Origin of the sequence: Mesorhizobium sp. B2-3-14, assembly GCF_006442175.1 — a bacterium.
Classification (GTDB): domain Bacteria; phylum Pseudomonadota; class Alphaproteobacteria; order Rhizobiales; family Rhizobiaceae; genus Mesorhizobium; species Mesorhizobium australicum.
In genome coordinates this window covers 1-18,881 of sequence record NZ_VFVP01000010.1, presented here as the reverse complement: position 1 = coordinate 18,881, position 18,881 = coordinate 1, and the positions used below count along the sequence as shown (strand labels likewise).

16 protein-coding genes are annotated in these 18,881 nt (G+C 63.1%); 13 read left to right on the top strand and 3 right to left on the bottom strand.

What is annotated here, in order from left to right:
- Positions 1 to 86 precede the first annotated feature (86 nt).
- The 6 genes from FJ950_RS22720 to FJ950_RS22695 all read left to right on the top strand — a co-directional run bounded on the left by FJ950_RS22720 (position 87) and on the right by FJ950_RS22695 (position 5,986).
- Positions 87 to 1,328, top strand: coding sequence for an acyl-CoA dehydrogenase family protein (locus FJ950_RS22720; protein ID WP_140618762.1), 1,242 nt, complete (start codon positions 87 to 89; stop codon positions 1,326 to 1,328).
- A 45-nt stretch (positions 1,329 to 1,373) separates the two neighbouring features.
- A complete protein-coding gene (locus FJ950_RS22715; RefSeq protein ID WP_140618761.1) occupies positions 1,374 to 2,411 on the top strand; it encodes a zinc-binding dehydrogenase in 1,038 nt (345 codons plus the stop codon).
- Positions 2,412 to 2,621: 210 nt separating this feature from the next.
- A complete protein-coding gene (locus FJ950_RS22710) occupies positions 2,622 to 3,788 on the top strand; it encodes a glycosyltransferase family 87 protein (RefSeq protein ID WP_140618759.1) in 1,167 nt (388 codons plus the stop codon).
- A complete protein-coding gene (locus tag FJ950_RS22705; protein WP_140618757.1) occupies positions 3,781 to 4,767 on the top strand; it encodes a glycosyltransferase family 2 protein in 987 nt (328 codons plus the stop codon). Before FJ950_RS22710 ends, FJ950_RS22705 begins: the two co-directional genes overlap by 8 nt.
- Entirely contained in the window at positions 4,764 to 5,582 is an 819-nt protein-coding gene (locus FJ950_RS22700; protein WP_140618756.1) for a ChbG/HpnK family deacetylase, read from the top strand. Before FJ950_RS22705 ends, FJ950_RS22700 begins: the two co-directional genes overlap by 4 nt.
- Positions 5,579 to 5,986 carry a GtrA family protein gene (locus FJ950_RS22695; RefSeq protein ID WP_140618754.1) on the top strand — a complete coding sequence of 136 codons (408 nt, stop codon included), beginning with the start codon at positions 5,579 to 5,581 and terminating at the stop codon, positions 5,984 to 5,986. The genes FJ950_RS22700 and FJ950_RS22695 overlap by 4 nt, the downstream gene beginning before the upstream one ends.
- 7 nt (positions 5,987 to 5,993) lie before the next feature.
- On the opposite strand, the gene FJ950_RS22690 is transcribed toward FJ950_RS22695, so the two are convergent.
- The 3 genes from FJ950_RS22690 to FJ950_RS22680 all read right to left on the bottom strand — a co-directional run bounded on the left by FJ950_RS22690 (position 5,994) and on the right by FJ950_RS22680 (position 11,310).
- A complete protein-coding gene (locus FJ950_RS22690; RefSeq protein WP_140618752.1) occupies positions 5,994 to 9,125 on the bottom strand; it encodes an efflux RND transporter permease subunit in 3,132 nt (1,043 codons plus the stop codon).
- A complete protein-coding gene (locus FJ950_RS22685) occupies positions 9,122 to 10,282 on the bottom strand; it encodes an efflux RND transporter periplasmic adaptor subunit (protein WP_140618750.1) in 1,161 nt (386 codons plus the stop codon). Before FJ950_RS22685 ends, FJ950_RS22690 begins: the two co-directional genes overlap by 4 nt.
- A 200-nt stretch (positions 10,283 to 10,482) precedes the next feature.
- Complete coding sequence (locus FJ950_RS22680) at positions 10,483 to 11,310, bottom strand: MurR/RpiR family transcriptional regulator (protein WP_015315801.1); 828 nt, start codon at positions 11,308 to 11,310, stop codon at positions 10,483 to 10,485.
- Between the two features lie 145 nt (positions 11,311 to 11,455).
- Between FJ950_RS22680 and FJ950_RS22675 the strand changes: the two genes are divergently transcribed.
- The 7 genes from FJ950_RS22675 (at position 11,456) to FJ950_RS22645 (ending at position 18,821) form a co-directional block, all read left to right on the top strand.
- Positions 11,456 to 12,274 carry an N-formylglutamate amidohydrolase gene (locus FJ950_RS22675; RefSeq protein ID WP_140618748.1) on the top strand — a complete coding sequence of 273 codons (819 nt, stop codon included), beginning with the start codon at positions 11,456 to 11,458 and terminating at the stop codon, positions 12,272 to 12,274.
- 22 nt (positions 12,275 to 12,296) lie between these two features.
- Complete coding sequence (locus FJ950_RS22670) at positions 12,297 to 13,838, top strand: amino acid permease (protein ID WP_140618746.1); 1,542 nt, start codon at positions 12,297 to 12,299, stop codon at positions 13,836 to 13,838.
- Between the two features lie 95 nt (positions 13,839 to 13,933).
- Complete coding sequence (locus FJ950_RS22665) at positions 13,934 to 15,304, top strand: glutamine synthetase family protein (protein WP_015315804.1); 1,371 nt, start codon at positions 13,934 to 13,936, stop codon at positions 15,302 to 15,304.
- A gap of 82 nt (positions 15,305 to 15,386) precedes the next feature.
- Positions 15,387 to 15,818: a hypothetical protein gene (locus FJ950_RS22660; RefSeq protein ID WP_140618744.1), complete on the top strand. Its 432-nt coding sequence runs from the start codon at positions 15,387 to 15,389 to the stop codon at positions 15,816 to 15,818.
- Positions 15,815 to 16,234 carry a type II toxin-antitoxin system VapC family toxin gene (locus FJ950_RS22655; RefSeq protein WP_140618742.1) on the top strand — a complete coding sequence of 140 codons (420 nt, stop codon included), beginning with the start codon at positions 15,815 to 15,817 and terminating at the stop codon, positions 16,232 to 16,234. The genes FJ950_RS22660 and FJ950_RS22655 overlap by 4 nt, the downstream gene beginning before the upstream one ends.
- Entirely contained in the window at positions 16,235 to 17,632 is a 1,398-nt protein-coding gene (locus FJ950_RS22650) for an aldehyde dehydrogenase family protein (RefSeq protein ID WP_140618740.1), read from the top strand. It abuts the gene before it with no gap.
- Between the two features lie 16 nt (positions 17,633 to 17,648).
- Positions 17,649 to 18,821 (top strand): iron-containing alcohol dehydrogenase, encoded by a 1,173-nt coding sequence (locus FJ950_RS22645; protein WP_140618738.1) that lies wholly within the window; start codon positions 17,649 to 17,651, stop codon positions 18,819 to 18,821.
- Positions 18,822 to 18,881 lie beyond the last annotated feature (60 nt).

Genomic DNA, 18,881 nt, shown 5'->3' with positions numbered 1-18,881 from the left:
AACAGTTCGCGTTGACAAGGCTATCCGAAGTACGGTCATCCTTGCCACTGACAAAATGCCCGGCCTGCATGAAGGGTTAGCGACCGATGACGGAGATGAATCTCGGCATGACCGAACGGTTGAAGCCGATCCACGCCCGCGTCGCGGCCATGGTGCGCGACGAGATCATGCCGCTCGACAAGGAATTCCTGAGCGAGGTCGGCAAGGCCGGCGACCGTTGGGTCTACAGCAAGCGCCAGGGGGAGATCCTTGAGGGGCTGAAGAAGACCGCACGGGAGCGCGGCCTGTGGAACTTCTGGCTGACCGGCTCGGAGCGCGGCTACGGCCTGTCCACCGTCGAATACGCCTATTTGGCCGAGGAGATGGGCAAGGCGCATCTGGGCGCCGAAACCTTCAACTGCTCGGCACCCGACACCGGCAACATGGAGGTTCTGGAGCGCTACGGCTCGGCCGAGCACAAGCGGGAATGGCTCGAGCCGCTGCTGGACGGAAAGATCCGCTCGGCCTATCTCATGACGGAGCCGGACGTCGCCTCCTCCGACGCCACCAACATTTCCATGCGCTGCGAGCGACAGGGCGGCGACTATCTGCTCAACGGCGAGAAATGGTGGGCGTCGGGTGCCGGTGACCCGCGCTGCGCCATTTACATCGTCATGGTGCGGACCGCCGGCGATGAAGAGCCACAGCACCGCCGCCATTCGATGATCCTGGTTCCCTCGGGCGCGAAGGGTGTGACCAAGGTCCGGGCGATGCAGGTCTATGGCGACGATGACGCGCCGCATGGCCACATGCATCTTCGCTTCGACAATGTGCGGATATCGACGTCGAACCTGATCCTCGGCGAGGGCAGGGGCTTCGAAATCGCGCAAGGCCGGCTCGGCCCCGGCCGCATCCATCACTGCATGCGCGCCATCGGCCAGGCCGAGATGGCGCTGGAGATGCTGTGCCAGCGTTCCCTACGCCGCGAGGCCTTCGGCCAGAAGCTGGCGAAACTCGGCGCCAATCTCGACATCATCGCCGAATGCCGCATGGAGATCGAGATGGCCCGGCTGCTCTGCCTCAAGGCGGCATGGATGATCGATCAGGGCGACGCGCGGGCCGCGGCCCCCTGGATCAGCCAGATCAAGGTCATCGCGCCGCGTGTGGCGCTCAAGGTCACCGACGAGGCGGTGCAGATGTTCGGTGCGCAAGGCATCAGCCAGGATACGCCTCTCGCACGCTCGTGGACGCATCTCAGGACGCTGCGCCTCGCCGACGGGCCCGATGCAGTGCATCGGCGGCAGGTGGCACGCATGGAGCTGAAGAAATACACGCATGAAAAGACCTGAGCGCTGCCCGGCAGCGTTGCCGCTGACAAACAAGGAATACCGTCAATGACGATCCCCTCCGAAATGAAGGCGCTGCTCTTGGTCGGTGACGGCTATACGAGGACGCCGAGCGGCAGTGCGCTCGAGGCGATGGAGCCGTATCTCGAGCTGGGCAGCATCGCCGTGCCTGCGCCGGGACCGGGTCAAGTGCTGATCAAGGTCAGCCTCGCTTCGATCAATCCATCGGATGTCGCCTTCATCAAGGGCCAGTACGGCCAGCCGCGCGCCAAGGGCCGTCCGGCCGGCTTCGAGGGTGTCGGCACGGTCGTCGCGATCGGCGAGGCGCCCCATCCCAAGAGCCTTGTCGGCAAGCGCGTCGCTTTCGCCACCGGTCTGAGCAATTGGGGGTCGTGGGCTGAATATGCCGTCGCCGAGGCGGCGGCCTGCATACCGCTTCTCGATACGGTTCGAGACGAGGATGGCGCCGCGATGATCGTCAATCCGCTGACCGCGATCGCCATGTTCGACATCGTCAAACAGGAAGGCGAAAAGGCCTTCGTCATGACCGCCGGTGCGAGCCAGCTGTGCAAGCTGATCATCGGGCTGGCGAGGGAGGAAGGGTTTCGGCCTGTTGTCACGGTGCGCCGTGACGAGCAGATCGCGTTGCTGAAAGAGCTTGGCGCGGCGCATGTCCTCAACGAGAAGGCGCCGGATTTCGAGGCCACGCTGCGCGAGGTGATGAAGGCCGAACAGCCGCGCATCTTCCTCGATGCCGTCACCGGGCCGCTGGCGTCAGCCATCTTCAACGCGATGCCAAAAGGGGCGCGCTGGATCATCTACGGCCGGCTCGATCCCGAGGCAACGATCATCCGCGAGCCCGGCCAGTTGATCTTCCAGCACAAGCACATCGAAGGCTTCTGGCTGAGCGAGTGGATGCGGCAATCCAGGGATCGGCGAGGTCCGGCGGTCCTCGAGGCACAGAAGCGTTTTTCCGACGGACGCTGGTCGACCGACGTGACGGCGGTCATTCCGCTGGCCGAGGCAATGGCGCGAATGCCAGCGGAACTGGCCAAGCCCAACGGCAAGGTGTTCATCCGGCCCTGATGCCGTCTTATGCGGCGCCGGAAGGGCGATCGCAGGCTTTCTGGACGCTTTTTCCAGTTCGGTCGACCATCCTTGACGATCCCCGAAATTGATCGCCGCGTCTTTCGGCCCCTATGCCTCGTCGCTTTGTCCGTGATATGTCGCCGCCATCGAATGCCGGGACGGCGCCAAGGCTGAGGCGTCTTCCCCAATGGCGTGCGGGGTGAATTGATGACGATTTCCAAGCCGGTTTTCGATCGTTTGGGGCTGGGCATGTGGATCGGGGCATTCCTGATCGTTCTCGGCCTGGTGCTATGGTCGCCCGGCACGCGCACGGTGACGCAAGCCTATGGATATGGCAGCGAAGCATTCCTGACCGGGCGGCCGCTGTACAATCTTCAATCCGAGATGGGGTACCTGTATGCGCCAGCCTTCGCCGCGCTTTACCTGCCGGTGCTGAAGCTCGGACCCTATCTGGGCGGCGTGGTGTGGCATGTGGTGGGCTTCGCAGCGCTCACCTTCGCGGCGATGCGGCAAGTGCGCAAAATCGGCGGTGAGGAATTGCCATGGCTGCTTTCCTTCGGCCTCTTCCTTGCCCTGCCGATGGCACTGGGTGCGATCCGCAACGGCCAGGCGACGATCCTTTTGACCGCGGCCTGCTGGCTTCTGACCCTGTCGGCGCTCGAAGGGCGGCGCGCCGAAACCTTCTTCTGGGCTTCGGTCGCCATCATCGCCAAACCGACCGCGATCATCATGCTTTTGCTGGTGGGAGCCCTGCGCCTGCGGCTGATACCCGTGCTCGTGCTGGCAGTGCTGTTGGTACTGGCCATACCGTACGCGTTCGCGCCTGCCGGCTACCTCAACCAGCAGTACGGTGATTTCGCCCGCATGTTGACCTCCATGGCCGTCGACAAGTCCGGCCACTTTGTCCCTACCGACTTCACGGCGCCTTTCACCTCGGCCGGGCTGCCCATGCCTGAGTTCGCCGCCACGATCGTGCGCATCGTCGTGGCATTGCTTACGCTGTCGACCGTCCTCTGGTTCGACCGCAAGCTCCAGCCTGGAATAGCCGGACTGGCGATCTTCCTGGCGGCTGCCTTCTACATGTGCGTCTTCAATCCGCGTGTCGAGCCAAATACCTATGCCATGATCGCCGTGCCCGCCGGCCTCGCTATCGCCACACTGTGGCGGGAGGAGCGTGGCGGCGTCCTGGCCTCGGTGCTGTCGACGGTATTGTTCCTCACAGGTTTGACCAGCGTCGAGCGCCACATGCATGATTTCTTCTACCCTTGGTTCCGGCCGATCGCGGTCACCCTCATCGCCTGTTCGCTGATCTGGTGGTTCTGGGCCAAGGCGCGCGAAAAGATCGTGAGCGTCGGGCCCGTTGCACATGGCTGATCCGCGTCAAAAACTCGACATCGTGGCGCCCTTCTTCAACGAGGCGCAATCGGCGCCGGCCTTTGCCGCCCTGCTCGACAGGCTCGAGGAAGCGGTATCAAGCCGTTTCGGCATGGCCGTCCACAAGATCCTGGTCGACGACGGCAGCCTCGACGATGGCGCCAGGCGATTTTCGCAAGCCCTGTCGGGATCGTGGGAGATCGTTCGCCTCAGCCGCAATTTCGGCAAGGAGGTCGCGGTGCTCGCCGGCCTCGACCAGTCGCGGGGCGACATGGTGCTGATCATGGATTCGGATCTGCAGCATTCCATGGATATCAGCTTGAAGATGATCGCCGAGCTGGTGGAAAGCCCCGATATCGACGTCGTGTACGCGCAGAACGACCGCCGCGAGGCGAGCTGGCGGCGCAGCCAGCTGGCGCGACTTTTCTACAGCCTGATCAACAGCAGCCAGCGTTTCGACATTCCGGAGAACGCCGGTGATTTCCGCGTCATGCGCGGTCCCGTGGTGCGCGCGCTGACCAGCCTGCGCGACAAGCGGCGCTTCAACAAGGGCCTGTTCGCCTGGGCCGGTTTCCGTCAGAAAGCCATACCCTATTCGCCGGAAAACCGCGCCATCGGCACGTCGAAATGGAGCCGGCTCAACCTGATCGCCTTTTCGCTGGAAGGGTTTACATCGTTTTCCGTCATTCCGCTGCGCATCATCAGCTTGAGCGGGATGCTGGCGGCGCTGGCGGGCGTCGTTTACGGCGCCAAAGTGTTCTTCGAGGTGATGTTCTACGGCGTTGCCGTGCCTGGTTACCCCAGCTTGATGGTCGCCGTCGTGCTGCTCGGCGGTCTCAACCTCACCTTGCTCGGCCTGATCGGCGAATATGTCTGGGTCACGCTGTCGGAGAGCAAGGACCGGCCGGTCTATCTGGTGCGCGATGTGGTGCTCAGCGAGACCGCTCCCGACAAGCCGCCGGGCGCGTCCCGCGGATGACGCGGCGCATTCGCCTGATCGCCGATGACTACGGGCTGGCACCAGGGGTTTGCGCCGGCATTCTCGACCTGCTCGACCGCGGACGCCTGACCGGCACCAGCTGCATGACCGGTTTTCCGGAATGGGCCGAGGCGGCAGCGCGCATAAAGCCGCTGCGCGGCCGCGCGGCGATCGGGCTGCACCTGACCCTTACGGACCAGCCAGCGGTCACAGGCAAATCGAGCCTGGCGCCCGAGGGCCGGTTGCCGCCGCTTCGTTCGCTGGCCCTGCCGATCCTGCGCGGGCGGATCGACGAGCGCGACGTCCATGCCGAACTCGACGCGCAATATAGCCGTTTCGTCGAGGCGCTGGGCCGCAAGCCCGACTTCGTCGACGGTCATCAGCACGTGCATTTCCTGCCTGTCGTGCGCGGCTGGCTGCGGACACGTTTTCCCGACACTGCCGGCAGGCCGGTGCTGCGCGGCGCTCCGGCGCTGAGCGATGCCGCCGCCGCACCGAAAATCGCGGCAATCGCTGCCCTGGCCGCCGGCTTCAACCAATCGATGCAGCGCGCCGGCTTTGCCGTTTTGAAGCCGCTCGCCGGCATCTATGACTGGCGGCAACCCGAAAAGTTCGCCCCCCTGCTGGAGGCTGCCGTCGAGGCGCTGTCGGACCGTGGGCTGTTCATGTGCCACCCCGGCCATGTGGACCAAACGCTCTGCGCGCGTGACCCGATGCAAGGCGTGCGCGAAGTGGAATTCGGCGTTCTGGCTTCGGATGCGTTCGGCGCGAGCCTGGCCCGAGCCGGTGTCGAGATCTTGGACGGCAGGGAATGAATGGCGTTCAGCAACGGCGATCGACCGGCAGCAAGATCGTCCGTTTTGCGCTGGTCGGACTGGCAAATACGGCCATCGACCTTGCCGGTTTTTTCCTGCTGCTCAAGCTGCACGCCCCGCCGCTATCCGCCAATGTCATCTCGTGGTCGATTGCCGTCGTCTTCTCTTTCGTGGCGAATGGCTTCTGGTCGTTCGAACGCAATCACGCCATTCGGCTGCATGATGCCTTCCTGCGCTTCGTCTCGGCTGGGGCGTTGATTTCGCTCGGCGTGTCCAGCCTGTCGATCGCACTCTTCGCCGGCATCGGCGGTGTTTGGCCGGCAAAGATCGGCGGGGTCATCGTCGCGGCCGTGCTGAACTTCCTTGCCTCGCGTTGGTCGATCGAGGGCCGGCTGCTGAAATAGGGAATCTCTATTCCGCCGGTTCCACATTGGTGTAGGCGGCTTCCTCGAGTTCGCGCTTCAGCCGTGCTTCCTCATGGGTCTTCGGCGTGACGAAGCGGCCAAGCAGAAGATAGGCGACCGGGGTCAGGAACAGTGTCGAGATGGTGGCCAGGCCAAGCCCGCCGACAATGACCCAGCCGAGCGCTACGCGTGCCTCGGCGCCCGCGCCGGCGGCCAGCACGAGCGGCACACCGCCAAGTATGGTGCAGATCATCGTCATCATCACCGGCCGCAGGCGGATGGTGGAAGCCTGCTCGATAGCTTCGCGCACGCCCAGGCCTCGATCTCGCAGCTGGTTGGCGAATTCGACGATCAGGATGCCGTTCTTGGCCATGACGCCGACCAGCAGCACCAGGCCGATCTGGCTGTAGGCGTTGAGGCTGGTGCCTGAAAGCAGCAGCGCGAAAATGGCGCAGGCAAGGCCGAGCGGCACCGTCGCCATGATGATGACGGCGCTGACGAAACTCTCGAACTGGGCGGCCAGCACCAGGAGGATGATGACCAGGGCGAAGCCGAAGATGGTGACCATGGCGCTGTTGGTTTCACCCAAAGTCGCAGCCTCGGCCAGGGGCAGGATGCGGCTTCCGGGCGGCAGGAGCGGCGTGGCGATCTGCTCGGCGCGTATCAGCGCATCGCCAAGCGCGAAATTGCTTGAGAGGTTGGAGGTGATCGCCACCGATGGCTGCTGCTGTTCGCGCGACAGCGACGGCGGCACGGCGCGCTCGGTCAGCGTGGCGATGGTCGACATCGGCACGAAGCGGCCATCCGCGGTCTTGAGGAAGACATTTTCCAGGTCGGTCGGGTCGTTGATCGGATTGGTCGTCGAGACCAGCTTCACGCCGTAGCTGCGGTCGGCAATGTAGACATCGACGACGTCGTTGCCGTCGAGCATGGCTTGCATGGTGTTGGCGAGCCCCGTGATGTCGATGCCGAGATCGGAGGCGCGCTCACGATCTATAGCTACGGCCAGTTGCGGCTGCGTCGGGTCGATCGACAGGCGCGGCGTCTGAAAGTGCTCATCCTTCTGCATCTCGGCGATGATCTTGACCGCTGCATCGCCAAGCGCCTTGCGGTCGTTGCCAACCAGAGCGAATTGCAGGCCGTTGCCGGCGCCGCGGATGCCGAGACTGTTGGGTTGGACCGGGAAGATCCGCACGCTGGGCACCTGCTTGGTCAACTGACTGATCTCGGCCATGATCTCCTGCTGGCTGCGGCTGCGCTCGTCCCACGGCGCCAGCGTCATCACCATGAAGCCAGAATTGTAGGAGCCGTTCTGGCCGGCGTTTTCGAAAGTCGAGCGGATCTCGCCGGAATCGCGCATCGGCTGGATCAGCCGCTCGATCTTCTGCATCTGCTGCGTCGTGTAGTCGAGGCTGACGCCTTGCGGGGCGTTGATGCGCAACAGCACGGCGGCGCGGTCCTCGGTCGGCGTCAGTTCCTGGCGGATGGTGCCGAACAGCGCGAAGGCGACGCCGGCAAACAGCACCGCGACCAGAACCACGATCCAGGGCGCATCGAGGCAAGCGTGCAGCGCGCGCTTGTAGCCGGCATTCAAGACGCCGCCGATGCGAGCGCCGACGCCTTGGCCGCCTTCGTGGTGAAGCGGCGCGCTGGTCAGCATGCGCGAAGCAAGCATCGGGCAAAGCGTCAGCGCGACCACGCAGGACAGAAGCACCGACATCGCAAGCACGAAGCCGAATTCGCGGAACAGGCCGCCGGTCTGGCCGGGCAGGAACGAGATCGGCACGAAGACGGCGACAAGCGTCAGTGTCGTGGCGACGACGGCGAAGAACACTTCCTGCGCGCCGAGCACGGCCGCCGCACGCGGCCCCATGCCTTCGTTGCGGCGTCGCACGATGTTTTCCAAGACGACGATGGCGTCGTCGACGACAAGGCCGGTGGCCAGCACCAAAGCGAGCAGCGTCAGGATGTTGACGGAGAAGCCGGCCAGATAGATGGCGGCGATGGTGCCGATCATGGCGACCGGCATCGACAGGCCGGGGATGAGCGTGGCGCGCCAGTCGAGCAGGAAGATGTAGATGACGATCAGCACCATGGTAACCGACAGCCCAAGCGCGATCTCGACCTCGTGCACCGCACCCTTGACGAAGACAGCGTCGTCGCTGGTGATCTTGATCGACATGCCCTTGGGCAGGTTCTCCTGCAGCTTGGCGACGGCGACCTGGACGCCCGTCGAAATGTCCAGCGTGTTCGATTCCGCCTGGCGGATAATGCCGAGGCCGATTCCGGTCTTGCCGTCCGAACGCAGCGTCGTCTGGCCAACATCGGGGCCGAGCGTGACGGTCGCGACATCGCGGATGCGCGTCGTGCCGCCGATGATGATGTTTTCGAATTCCTCGGGCGTCGTCACGTCGGCCGTGGTGCGGACGATCAGGTCCTGGTTGGTCGTTGTGATCGACCCGGCCGGGGAATCGAAGGCGACGGAGGCAAGCGCCGCCCGGAGGTCGGCGACCGTGAAGCCGAGGCTGGCGAGCTTGTTCTGGTCGACATCGATGCGAAAGATCTTGTCGCGGTCGCCATAAACCTGGACGTCGGCGACGCCGGGCACGGCGGCCAGTTCGTCCTCGATCTGGTCCTGGACCACCACCGTCATGTCCTGGATCGACATGGTGTCCGAAGTCACCGCCAGCCGCATCACCGCGTCGGAATTGGCATCGGCCTTGACGATGCGCGGCGGATCGGCGGTATCGGGCATCTGGTTGGCGACCCGGCCGACGGCATCACGCACATCCGAGGCGGCGACATTGAGATCGACACCGTCGTTGAACTCGATGGTGACGCGGCTCGAGCCGAAGGAGGAGGAAGATGAGATCGACTTGACGCCGGAGACGCGGGCGACGGCGCCCTCGATCGTGTCGGTCAGTTCGCGGTCGACGGTTTCGGCGGCCGCGCCTTCGAAGGTCGTGGAGACCGTGACGACGGCGCGGTCGACGTCGGGCAGTTCGCGGATCTCGACACCGTAGAAGGCAGCGAGGCCGGCAACGGCTATAAGGGTGTTCAGCACGAACGCCATGACCGGCCTGCGGATGAACAGTGCGGTGAAGCCGGTATCGCTGGCGGCGTTGACGGAGCCGGTCATGAGCCTTCCGCGGCGTTGGTGGCGCGCTGCTCCTGGCCCGCGATGCGAACCTCGCCGCCTTCGCTGACACTTTGGGTGCCTTCGGTGACCACCATGTCGCCGCTGTCGATCTCCGCGTCGATCAATACGGTCTCGGTGTTGCGCTGGATGATGCGCACCGGCACGCGCCTGGCCTTGCCGTCCTCGACTTGCCAGACATAGGCGCCGTCCGAACCCCAGAGGATCGCCAGCGGGCTGACGGCCGGATAGGTCTCGCCGGGGAATTTCATGGTGATGGAGAACGACATGCCGGCGCGCAGCGAATCGGCCGGATTGGCGATGGTGGCCTTGACCAGAAGTGTGCGGCTCTTTTCGTCGATATGATTGTCGATCGCCGAAACCGTGCCGGTGTATGCGTTGCTCGGATTGGCGATCGGCGTCGCCGTCAATTGCGCGCCGACCTTGACGGCGGCGGCGAAGCGCTCGGGCACCTGGAAATCGACCAGGATAGAGGACCGGTCGTCAAGCGTGGCTATCGCCGACTGGTTGGTGACGTAATTGCCGGCCGAGATCGGCAGGATGCCGACCGTGCCGGTGATCGGCGCCAGGATCGAGCGGCGCTGCAGTGCAAGCTCGGCATCCTGAAGCGCCAGCTTGGCGCCGGCCAGAACCACTTCGGCATCGGCGACCGCGACCGGTGTCGCCGCGTTGGAGGCACGCAGCGACTTGACGCGGTCGAGCTTGGACTGAGCATCCTGCAAGGCAAGCTTGGCGCGGTCCTGTGCGATGATCTCCGTCTCGGAATCGAGCGTTGCGATGATCCGTCCCTTGTCGACATGAGTGCCGGATTCGACCAGCAACTCGGCAAGACGGCCGGAACTGTAGGGATTGACGGTCACCGAGGCGTTGGCACGGCCGGTGCCGATCGCTTGCAGGCGGTCGTTTATGGTGGCCGTACCGGCAGGCAAGGCGACGACGTTGACCTGCCGGACTCCATTGCGATTGCCAGCCTGTTTCGCGCCGTCCGCACCGCTTCCGGCGGGAGGCGTTGCCGCGTAGGCCCAATCCATCCCCCAGCGCGCCAGCACTGCCGGCGCGCCTGGATAGAAGCGTGCCCAGGCGGCCGCGGCGGCGACCACGATCACAAGCGCAACGACAATTTGCTTCCAGGTCCGCATCGACACTCCGGTTTCAGAAATCGTCGGCCATTCGCAAAGGAACGGCACAGCGACGATGCGGGCGGGCGGCAAAAATCCGGCCACGCCACACCCCGATATCAGCGGTTTATGGCAATTATCACGCAATCGTGCACATTAAATCTCGGTAACGTGAAACCGAGACGGCCGCGAAGCCGATGCAGTGATCCGGAGGATTCTGCTTATCGCAGGCCTTCCATCTCGCGGATGCGCCGGGCGCCGTCGGCCTCGAGTTGCCTGGTGACGGCGCCGATCAGCGTTTCGGCGACGACGAAAAGTGCCGCCGAGGAATCCCATGCGGAAGGCACGGCGGTTCGTCCGGCGATGACATGGCGAGCAAAGCGGGCGATCGGCGACAGCCACTGGTCGGTGAACAGTACGATCTGAACGCCGCGCTGATGCGCCTTCTCGGCGAAGCGGACGAGGCTGTCCTGGTAGCGCCTGATGTCGAAGATCACCAGCACGTCGCGCTTGCCCATGTCGATCAGCCGGTCACGCCACATGCTCTCCTGGCCGGCGAGGTGAAAGACATCGGGCTGGATGACGGCGAGATGGGCGGCCATGTAGCGCGCCAGCGGGTCGGTAAAGCGGCCGCCGATCAGGAATGTCTTGCCACGCCGCTCGGCCAGCCTGGTGGCAATGTCGGCAAGCTGCTTGTCGGACAGGTGCCTGAAGGTCTCGCGCATATTGTCCAGCGTTGCTTCCAGCATGGGCGACACCGTGCCGCCACTAGGCGAGGGCGGGTTGAGCGTTCGTATCGCCGGCGATTGCAATTGCGCCGCCAGTTCATCCTGCAGGCTCGACTGGAACTCGGGGTAATTCTGGAAGCCCAGCCGGGCGACGAAACGCAGGATCGTCGGCGAGGAGACGCCGGCCGCGGATGAGAATTCGGCGACCGTCTTCAGGCCGATCATCGGATAGCTCGCGATCAGCGTCTGCGCTGCGCGCCGTTCGCCGGCGGGCATCGCGCCGATACGGTCGGCAATCAATTCGGCAATGTTGGAAATCATCTTTTCCCCACCCTTGGCCCGCCGACCGTCTTTTCCCCAGATCGCATTTGACAAAGCCAAACAAACTGTATGAAATCATCCACTGGGACGCAATGAAACAAAATACGTAACATACGATACAGCGCTCCCAGGGGACGGCAGGACTATGGAGACAGCGCGGCCCGCCAGCCTTGCATCGTCTGATACCGTGGGGGTGACGAACCCCGGCGGATCGAGCCCCTTCGTGCTGACCTGCGATCACGCTTCCAATTTCCTGCCGGCTGAATTCGGCACGCTCGGCCTCGCCGCCGACGACCTGTCGCGTCACATCGCTTGGGATCCCGGTGCTTTGCCGGTTGCGCTGCGGATGGCGCAGGCGCTCGATGCGACGCTGGTCGAAACCCGCATTTCGCGTCTCGTCATCGACTGCAACCGGCCGCTCGATGCGCCGGACCTGGTGCCGCCGGTCAGCGAAACCACTGCCATACCGGGCAATACCGGCTTGTCGGAAAAACAGCGCGCGGCGCGGGTCGCCCTGTCATGGCAACCGTTCCATGGCGCCATCGAGCGCATCGTCGAGGACCGGTTGGCGCGCGGCCAGGAGACCCGCCTGGTTTCCGTTCATTCCTTCACGCCGGTCTATAAAGGCCGCAATCGGCCCTGGCATATCGGCATCATCCATGACGATGATCGCCGGCTGGCGTCGCCGCTGATATCGGCGCTGCAACGGCTCTCAGGCATCACCGTCGGCATCAACGAACCCTATTCGCCGGCCGACCGCGTCTATTTCACGCTGGAACGGCACGCGCGCTCGCGCGGGCTACCCTGCGCGATGATCGAAATCCGCAACGATGAAATCTCCGGCGAAACCGGGCAGCGGAAATGGGCGGATATGCTCACGGGCATTTTTTCGGATCTGGAGCCAGAGGAGGCCAAGGGCTCTCGACGAAGCGCAGTCGGAAAGTCAGTTCAATCGGCCAGCTAAGAACCAACAGGGGAACTCTGACATGACAACACCTGATCACTCTGACAAGTCGGAGGACACAAAAATCCTCCACAGTATGGGCTACGCCCAGGAACTAGCGCGCCGCATGAGCGGCTTCTCCAACTTCGCCATTTCCTTCTCGATCATCTGCATTCTGGCGGGCGGCATTACGTCTTTCCCGCTGGCCATGGCGACCGGCAGCGGTTTCGAGGCGACCATCGGCTGGGTCATCGGCGGCGTCTTTGCGCTCGTGGTCGCGGCGTCTCTCGGCCAGATTGGATCGGCCTATCCGACAGCCGGCGGCCTCTATCACTGGTCCTCGATCCTGGGCGGACGCGGCTGGGGCTGGGCCACGGCCTGGATCAACTTGCTCGGCCTGATCTTCGTCGTCGCTTCGGTGAATGTCGGCGTCTACCTGCTGTTTCAGGGGCTCGTTGCTGGCCCGATCTTCGGCTGGGACACATCGGCCTGGGGCTTCTGGCAACAGACGGCGGCAGTCGTCTTGATTACAGTTACCCAAGGTCTGTTCAATCATCTCGGCATCAAGACGACGACGATGTTGACCGATTTTTCCGGCTACCTCATCCTCGTTGTCGCGGTCGTGCTGACGCTGACCTTCCTGATCTGGGGCGCGCATGGCTTCGACCTCGCGCGGCTGACGACTTTCGTCAACACGACCGGCGATCTCGGTGGTGGCTATGTTCCGACGGCCCGCACCGCACTCGTGGCCTTCCTGATTGGCCTTCTCTACCCGCTTTACACGATCACCGGCTTTGACGCCTCCGCGCATACCGCCGAGGAAACGCACAATGCCCGCGTCGCTGTGCCCAGAGGCATGATCCACGCGGTCCTCTGGTCTCTCGTCTTCGGTTTCGTCATGGCGGTCTCCTTCGTCCTTGCCAGCCCCGATCTCGTGGCGACCGCCAAGGACGGCGGCAATGCCTGGTTCAACCTGTTCAACAATCTGCCGGCGCCAACCTGGCTCAAGGCTCTGCTCGGCATCGCCATCGTGCTGTCGAACTATCTGTGCGCGCTAGCAGGGCTCACTTCGACCTCGCGCATGATCTTTGCCTTTTCGCGTGACGGAGGTCTGCCGGGGTCTTCTTTATGGAAGCAGGTTTCGCCGACCTGGCGCACGCCCGTCCCGGCCATCTGGCTCGGCGTCGTTCTGTCGATTGCCGCCACGCTCTATTCGCCGGCTTTCGCGGCGCTGGCAGCCGGCTGCGCACTCTTCCTCTACGTCTCCTACGCCATGCCGATCGCGGCCGGACTTCTTGCGGAAGGAAAGAGCTGGACCGAGTTCGGACCATTCCGGCTCGGCATCTGGTCAAAGCCGTTCGCGGTCATCACCGTGCTTGGTGTTCTGGTGTTGATGTATGCCGGCATCCAACCGCCCTTCGACATCTTGATCAACTATGCGATCGGATTGATCGTTCTGCTCGTCGTTTTGTGGTTCGCCGTTGAGAACCGCCGCTTCCAGGGGCCGCCCATCGGCGAGACGGCAATCGCCAAGCGCAGGGCGACCATCGCAGCGGCCGAAAAGGCCGTTGGCGAATCCGCGTAAACAACCAATCAAGCCGTGGCTGGTTCGCCCGCCACGGTTTTTTGTTCTCGTTCATGTGACAAGCCCGAAACGCCAAGCACTGGAGTGCCAAAGGAATGGCCGGAAGTTTCTCGTTCGATCAGTTGAAGAAAGCGGTCTCCAGCGGCGAGATCGACACGGTGCTGGCATGCATTGTCGACATGCAGGGCCGGTTGGCGGGAAAGCGGTTCCTGGCGCAATACTTCGTCGATTCCGCGCATGACGAGACGCATGGCTGCAACTACCTGCTGGCGGCCGACATCGATATGGAGCCGGTGCCGGGCTACAAGGCGGCAAGCTGGTCGAAGGGCTATGGCGACTTCGTCATGAAGCCGGACCTGGCGACGCTGCGGCGCATTCCCTGGCTGGAAAAGACGGCGCTCGTCATTTGCGACGTGCTCGACCACCACACCCATGACGACCTGCCGCATTCGCCGCGCGCCATCCTGAAGAAGCAGGTCAAGCGGCTGAGCGAGCGCGGCTATATCGGCTATTTCGCTTCCGAGCTCGAATTCTATCTGTTTAACGAAACCTACGATTCCGCCCGCAAGAAGCATTGGCAGGGGCTCGATACAGCCTCGCCCTATATTGGCGACTACCAGATCGGCATCACCACCAAGGAAGAAGGCGTCATGCGCCGGCTTCGCAACGAGATGGAAGCCGCCGGTATTCCGATCGAGAATTCCAAGGGCGAGTGGGGTCCGGGCCAGGAAGAGATCAATGTGCGCTACGCCGAGGCGCTCGACATGGCCGACCGCCACGTCATCCTGAAGAACGGCGCCAAGGAGATTGCCGAGTCCGAAGGCAAGGCGATTTCCTTCATGTCCAAGTATAATTACGGTCTCGCCGGCAATTCCAGCCACATCCACAATTCGCTGTGGAGCGCGGACGGCAAGACGCCACTGTTCTTCGACAGACAAGCCGACTGGACCTTGTCGACGCTCGGCCAGCAATGGGCGGCCGGGCAGTTGAAATACGCCAAGGAATTCACCTGGTTCCTGGCGCCCTACATCAATTCCTACAAGCGCTTCCAGGCCGGCACTTTCGCGCCGACCAAGATCATGTGGAGCGAAGACAACCGCACCGCCGGCTTCCGCCTGTGCGGCGAGGGCACCAAAGGCATCCGCATGGAGTGCCGCATCGGCGGCGCCGACCTCAATCCCTATCTCGCCTTCGCGGCGCTGATCGCGGCCGGCCTCGCCGGTATCGACGAGAAGCTGGAATTGCAGAAGCCTTTCGTCGGCGACGCCTATCAGGCTTCTCGTTTGCCGGAAATTCCAAAGACGCTGCGCGATGCGACCGAGACGCTGGCGAAATCGAAGATGCTGAAACAGGCGCTCGGCGAGGATGTGCTCGAGCACTATGTCCACACAGCGAAGTGGGAGCAGTTCGAATACGATCGGCGTATCACGGATTGGGAACTGCACAGAGGGTTCGAGCGTTACTAAAGCTTTATGCAGCTTTATGTTGACAATGTAGTTAATGTAGCTCATATGAAGGCTGCAAGCTGCAATTGTTGGGGAGTTCGCAATGTCCAAATATGCGCCGCTGAAGGAATTTCTGGTCGCCCAGAATGCCGACCGTGTGCCTATGTCGTTCGATCAGATCGAAAGCGTGCTTAGTCTGCCGTTGCCGGCATCGAAGCGATACCCCGCGTGGTGGAGCAACAATCCGAGCAACAATCCCATGACCAGGGAGTGGCTCGAGGCCGGGTTCGAAACCGAATCCGTCAACGTAGGCGCTGGCAAGCTTGTCTTTCGCCGCGTTCGCAAGATGCCGACCGGTGACGCCGCACCCGCTGTGCGTACGCACCGTCACCCTGGATTTGGTTTCATGAAGGGCTTGATAGCAATCGAGGCCGGGTTTGATGTCACCAAACCGTTCGATGATGAGCCTTGGGATCGGGGTTATCTGGGCGGTGAAACTCAGGCGCAGCATGGTAAACACGTGATGCGCAAATGAGTGAAGAGCCGAGCCTGCTGCTGGACACGTGCGCGATGATCTTCATTGCAAACGACAGCAAAATCGACCCTCAGGCAAGTCAGAAGATTTCCGACGCGGCCTATGATGGCCGCCTCTATCTCTCGCCGATGTCAGCATGGGAGATCGGCGTCGGTGTGGCCAAGGGCCGGCTCAACTTGCCCATAGCGCCGCTCGATTTCGTAGAGCGATTCATTGAGCGCATGTCCGCAAAACTCAGCGCGATTTCGCCGGCTATTCTGATCGCGTCCTCCAACTTGCCGGGTTCGCCCCATGGCGATCCTATGGATCGAATACTGATTGCCACTGCAAGGGCCTTGGACATGGTTCTTGTGACGCGAGACGAGCCCATCCTTCGCTACAGCCGCAACGGCCATCTGCGTACATTAGCCTGCTAAATGGAGCACCTTTTGGAAACCGTAGAACTCAAATCCCCCATCGACGGCTCGATCTATGCGGAGCGGCCGGTCGCTACCGACCAGGCGATCAACGCCGCGGTCGAGCGTGCCAAGGCGGCGCAGGAGAAGTGGGCGCAGACGCCGATCGTCGAGCGCGGCAAGTACATGCTGGCGATGCTGGAAGCACTGGTCGCGATGACCGACGAGATCGTGCCGGAGATCGCCTGGCAGATGGGGCGTCCCGTTCGTTATGGCGGCGAGTTCGGCGGCGTCAAGGAGCGTACCAACTACATGGTCGAGATCGCGGAAGCGGCGCTCAAGTCCGTGCCGGCCTCCAACCCGAAGGACGGCTTCCGGCGCTATGTGAAGAAGGATCCGCTTGGGGTGGTCATGGTGATCGCGCCATGGAACTATCCCTATCTGACAGCGGTCAACACCATCGTGCCGGCGCTGATGGCCGGCAACGCCGTCATCCTGAAACATGCCGCGCAGACGTTGCTGGTCGGCGAGCGCTTTCAACAGGCTTTCGACAAGGCCGGCCTGCCAAAGGGCGTGTTCCAGAATGTCGTGCTCAACCATGCACAGACGGAAAAACTGCTGGGTTCCGGCAAGATCGACCATGTCAATTTCACCGGCTCGGTCGCTGGCGGCCGTGCTATCGAAAAGGCGGCGGCAGGCACCTTCATGACGCTTGGGCTCGAACTCGGTGGCAAGGATCCGGCCTATGTGCTGCCCGACGCCAAGATGGACCATGCCGTGGCCAATCTGGTCGACGGCGCCTTCTTCAATTCCGGCCAGTGCTGCTGCGGCATCGAACGCGTCTATGTGCACGAAAAAGTCTATGACGAGTTCGTCGAAGGCTTCATCGCCGAGACCAGGAATTATGTCGTCGGCAATCCGCTGGAGCAGGCGACGACGATGGGACCGATGGCGCAGGCGCGCTTTGCCGACCTGATCCGCGAGCAGAAGGCCGAAGCGCTGCGCAAGGGTGCCAAGGCGCACATCAACATGAAGGTGGCTAACGACAAGGCCGGCTCGCCTTACCTGGCGCCGGAGGTGTTGACGCAAGTCGACCATCAGATGAGCGTCATGCGTGAGGAAAGCTTTGGCCCGATCGTCGGCATCATGAAGGTGCGCAACGATGAGGAGGCGATCGCTTTGATGAACGACAGCCCCTACGGGCTGACGGCCTCGATCTGGACGCGCGACACCGAGCATGCGGTGGCGATCGGCGACCGCGTCGAGACCGGCACGGTGTTCATGAACCGCTGCGACTATCTCGATCCCGCGCTGGTCTGGACCGGCGTCAAGGACACCGGCAAGGGCGTTGCCCTGTCGGCGCTGGGCTATGACAATCTGACCCGGCCGAAATCCTTCCATCTGCGTGAAGCCATCTAATTTTCGAAAGACAAAAATGTCCAAGCTCATCTCCAAATGGAACTACCCCACCACCGTTCGCTTCGGCGCCGGGCGCATCAAGGAACTGCCGGAGGTGCTCGCGGCCACCGGCATCAAGCGGCCGCTTTTCGTCACCGATCCGGGATTGGCGAAACTGCCGGTCGTCGCCTCGACGCTCAGGATTCTCGACGAGGCCAAGGTGCCCTATGGCGTGTTCTCCGAGGTGAAGCCGAACCCAGTCGAGTCCAACCTCACCGCTGGCATCGCGGTGTTCAAGAAGGGCAAGCATGACGGCGTCATCGCCTTCGGCGGCGGCTCGGCGCTCGACCTCGGCAAGCTGATCGCCTTCCAGGCCGGCCAAGTCAGGCCGGTCTGGGACTTCGAGGATGTCGGCGACTGGTGGACGCGCGCCAACTCCGACGCCATAGCGCCGATCATCGCGGTGCCGACCACCGCCGGCACCGGCTCGGAGGTCGGTCGCGCCGGCGTCATCACCAACGAGGAGACGCATACCAAGAAGGTCATCTTCCATCCGAAGTTGTTGCCGGCGATCGTCATCGCCGATCCGGAGCTGTCGGTCGGCATGCCTTCCTTCATCACCGCCGGCACCGGCATGGACGCGCTTGCCCATTGCCTCGAAGCCTATTGCGCGCCGGGCTACCATCCGATGGCCGACGGCATTGCCGTCGAAGGCATACGCCTGGTGTTCGAGAACCTGCCGAAGGCTTATGCCAATGGCAAAGACCTCGTCGCCCGCGCCCATATGATGAGCGCGGCCGCCATGGGCGCCGCGGCCTTCCAGAAGGGGCTGGGTGCCATCCACTCGCTGTCGCATCCGATCGGCGCGCTCTACGACACCCATCATGGCATGACCAATGCCGTGTTCATGCCATATGTGCTGGCCTTCAATCGCGACTCCATCGAGGAGCGTATCGCCCGCCTCGCCGCCTATTGCGGCATCAAGGGCGGTTTCGACGGCTTCGCCAAGGCTGTTATCAAGCTGCGCAAGGAGCTGAAGGTGCCGCACGCGCTGCCGGCCCTGATCAAGGGGCTCGACATGGACAAGAAGCGCAAGGGGCTGATCGCCGACATGGCGGTGGTCGATCCGACGGCCGGCGGCAATCCGGTCAAGCTGACCAAGAAGGCGGCGCTGACACTGCTCGAAAACGCCATCGCCGGGACGGTCTGAGGCCGGTTCCCGGGGGGCGGAAGTTGATCGGGAAACGAGGGGAAAGGAGAGGGGAAGGGG

Bases quoted from the DNA above. Each gene is read 5' to 3' on its own strand.
- FJ950_RS22720 (WP_140618762.1), top strand. From the start codon at position 87: ATGACGGAGATGAATCTCGGCATGACCGAACGGTTGAAGCCGATCCAC.
- FJ950_RS22715 (WP_140618761.1), top strand. From the start codon at position 1,374: ATGACGATCCCCTCCGAAATGAAGGCGCTGCTCTTGGTCGGTGACGGC.
- FJ950_RS22710 (WP_140618759.1), top strand. From the start codon at position 2,622: ATGACGATTTCCAAGCCGGTTTTCGATCGTTTGGGGCTGGGCATGTGG.
- FJ950_RS22705 (WP_140618757.1), top strand. From the start codon at position 3,781: ATGGCTGATCCGCGTCAAAAACTCGACATCGTGGCGCCCTTCTTCAAC.
- FJ950_RS22700 (WP_140618756.1), top strand. From the start codon at position 4,764: ATGACGCGGCGCATTCGCCTGATCGCCGATGACTACGGGCTGGCACCA.
- FJ950_RS22695 (WP_140618754.1), top strand. From the start codon at position 5,579: ATGAATGGCGTTCAGCAACGGCGATCGACCGGCAGCAAGATCGTCCGT.
- FJ950_RS22690 (WP_140618752.1), bottom strand. From the start codon at position 9,125: ATGACCGGCTCCGTCAACGCCGCCAGCGATACCGGCTTCACCGCACTG.
- FJ950_RS22685 (WP_140618750.1), bottom strand. From the start codon at position 10,282: ATGCGGACCTGGAAGCAAATTGTCGTTGCGCTTGTGATCGTGGTCGCC.
- FJ950_RS22680 (WP_015315801.1), bottom strand. From the start codon at position 11,310: ATGATTTCCAACATTGCCGAATTGATTGCCGACCGTATCGGCGCGATG.
- FJ950_RS22675 (WP_140618748.1), top strand. From the start codon at position 11,456: ATGGAGACAGCGCGGCCCGCCAGCCTTGCATCGTCTGATACCGTGGGG.
- FJ950_RS22670 (WP_140618746.1), top strand. From the start codon at position 12,297: ATGACAACACCTGATCACTCTGACAAGTCGGAGGACACAAAAATCCTC.
- FJ950_RS22665 (WP_015315804.1), top strand. From the start codon at position 13,934: ATGGCCGGAAGTTTCTCGTTCGATCAGTTGAAGAAAGCGGTCTCCAGC.
- FJ950_RS22660 (WP_140618744.1), top strand. From the start codon at position 15,387: ATGTCCAAATATGCGCCGCTGAAGGAATTTCTGGTCGCCCAGAATGCC.
- FJ950_RS22655 (WP_140618742.1), top strand. From the start codon at position 15,815: ATGAGTGAAGAGCCGAGCCTGCTGCTGGACACGTGCGCGATGATCTTC.
- FJ950_RS22650 (WP_140618740.1), top strand. From the start codon at position 16,235: ATGGAGCACCTTTTGGAAACCGTAGAACTCAAATCCCCCATCGACGGC.
- FJ950_RS22645 (WP_140618738.1), top strand. From the start codon at position 17,649: ATGTCCAAGCTCATCTCCAAATGGAACTACCCCACCACCGTTCGCTTC.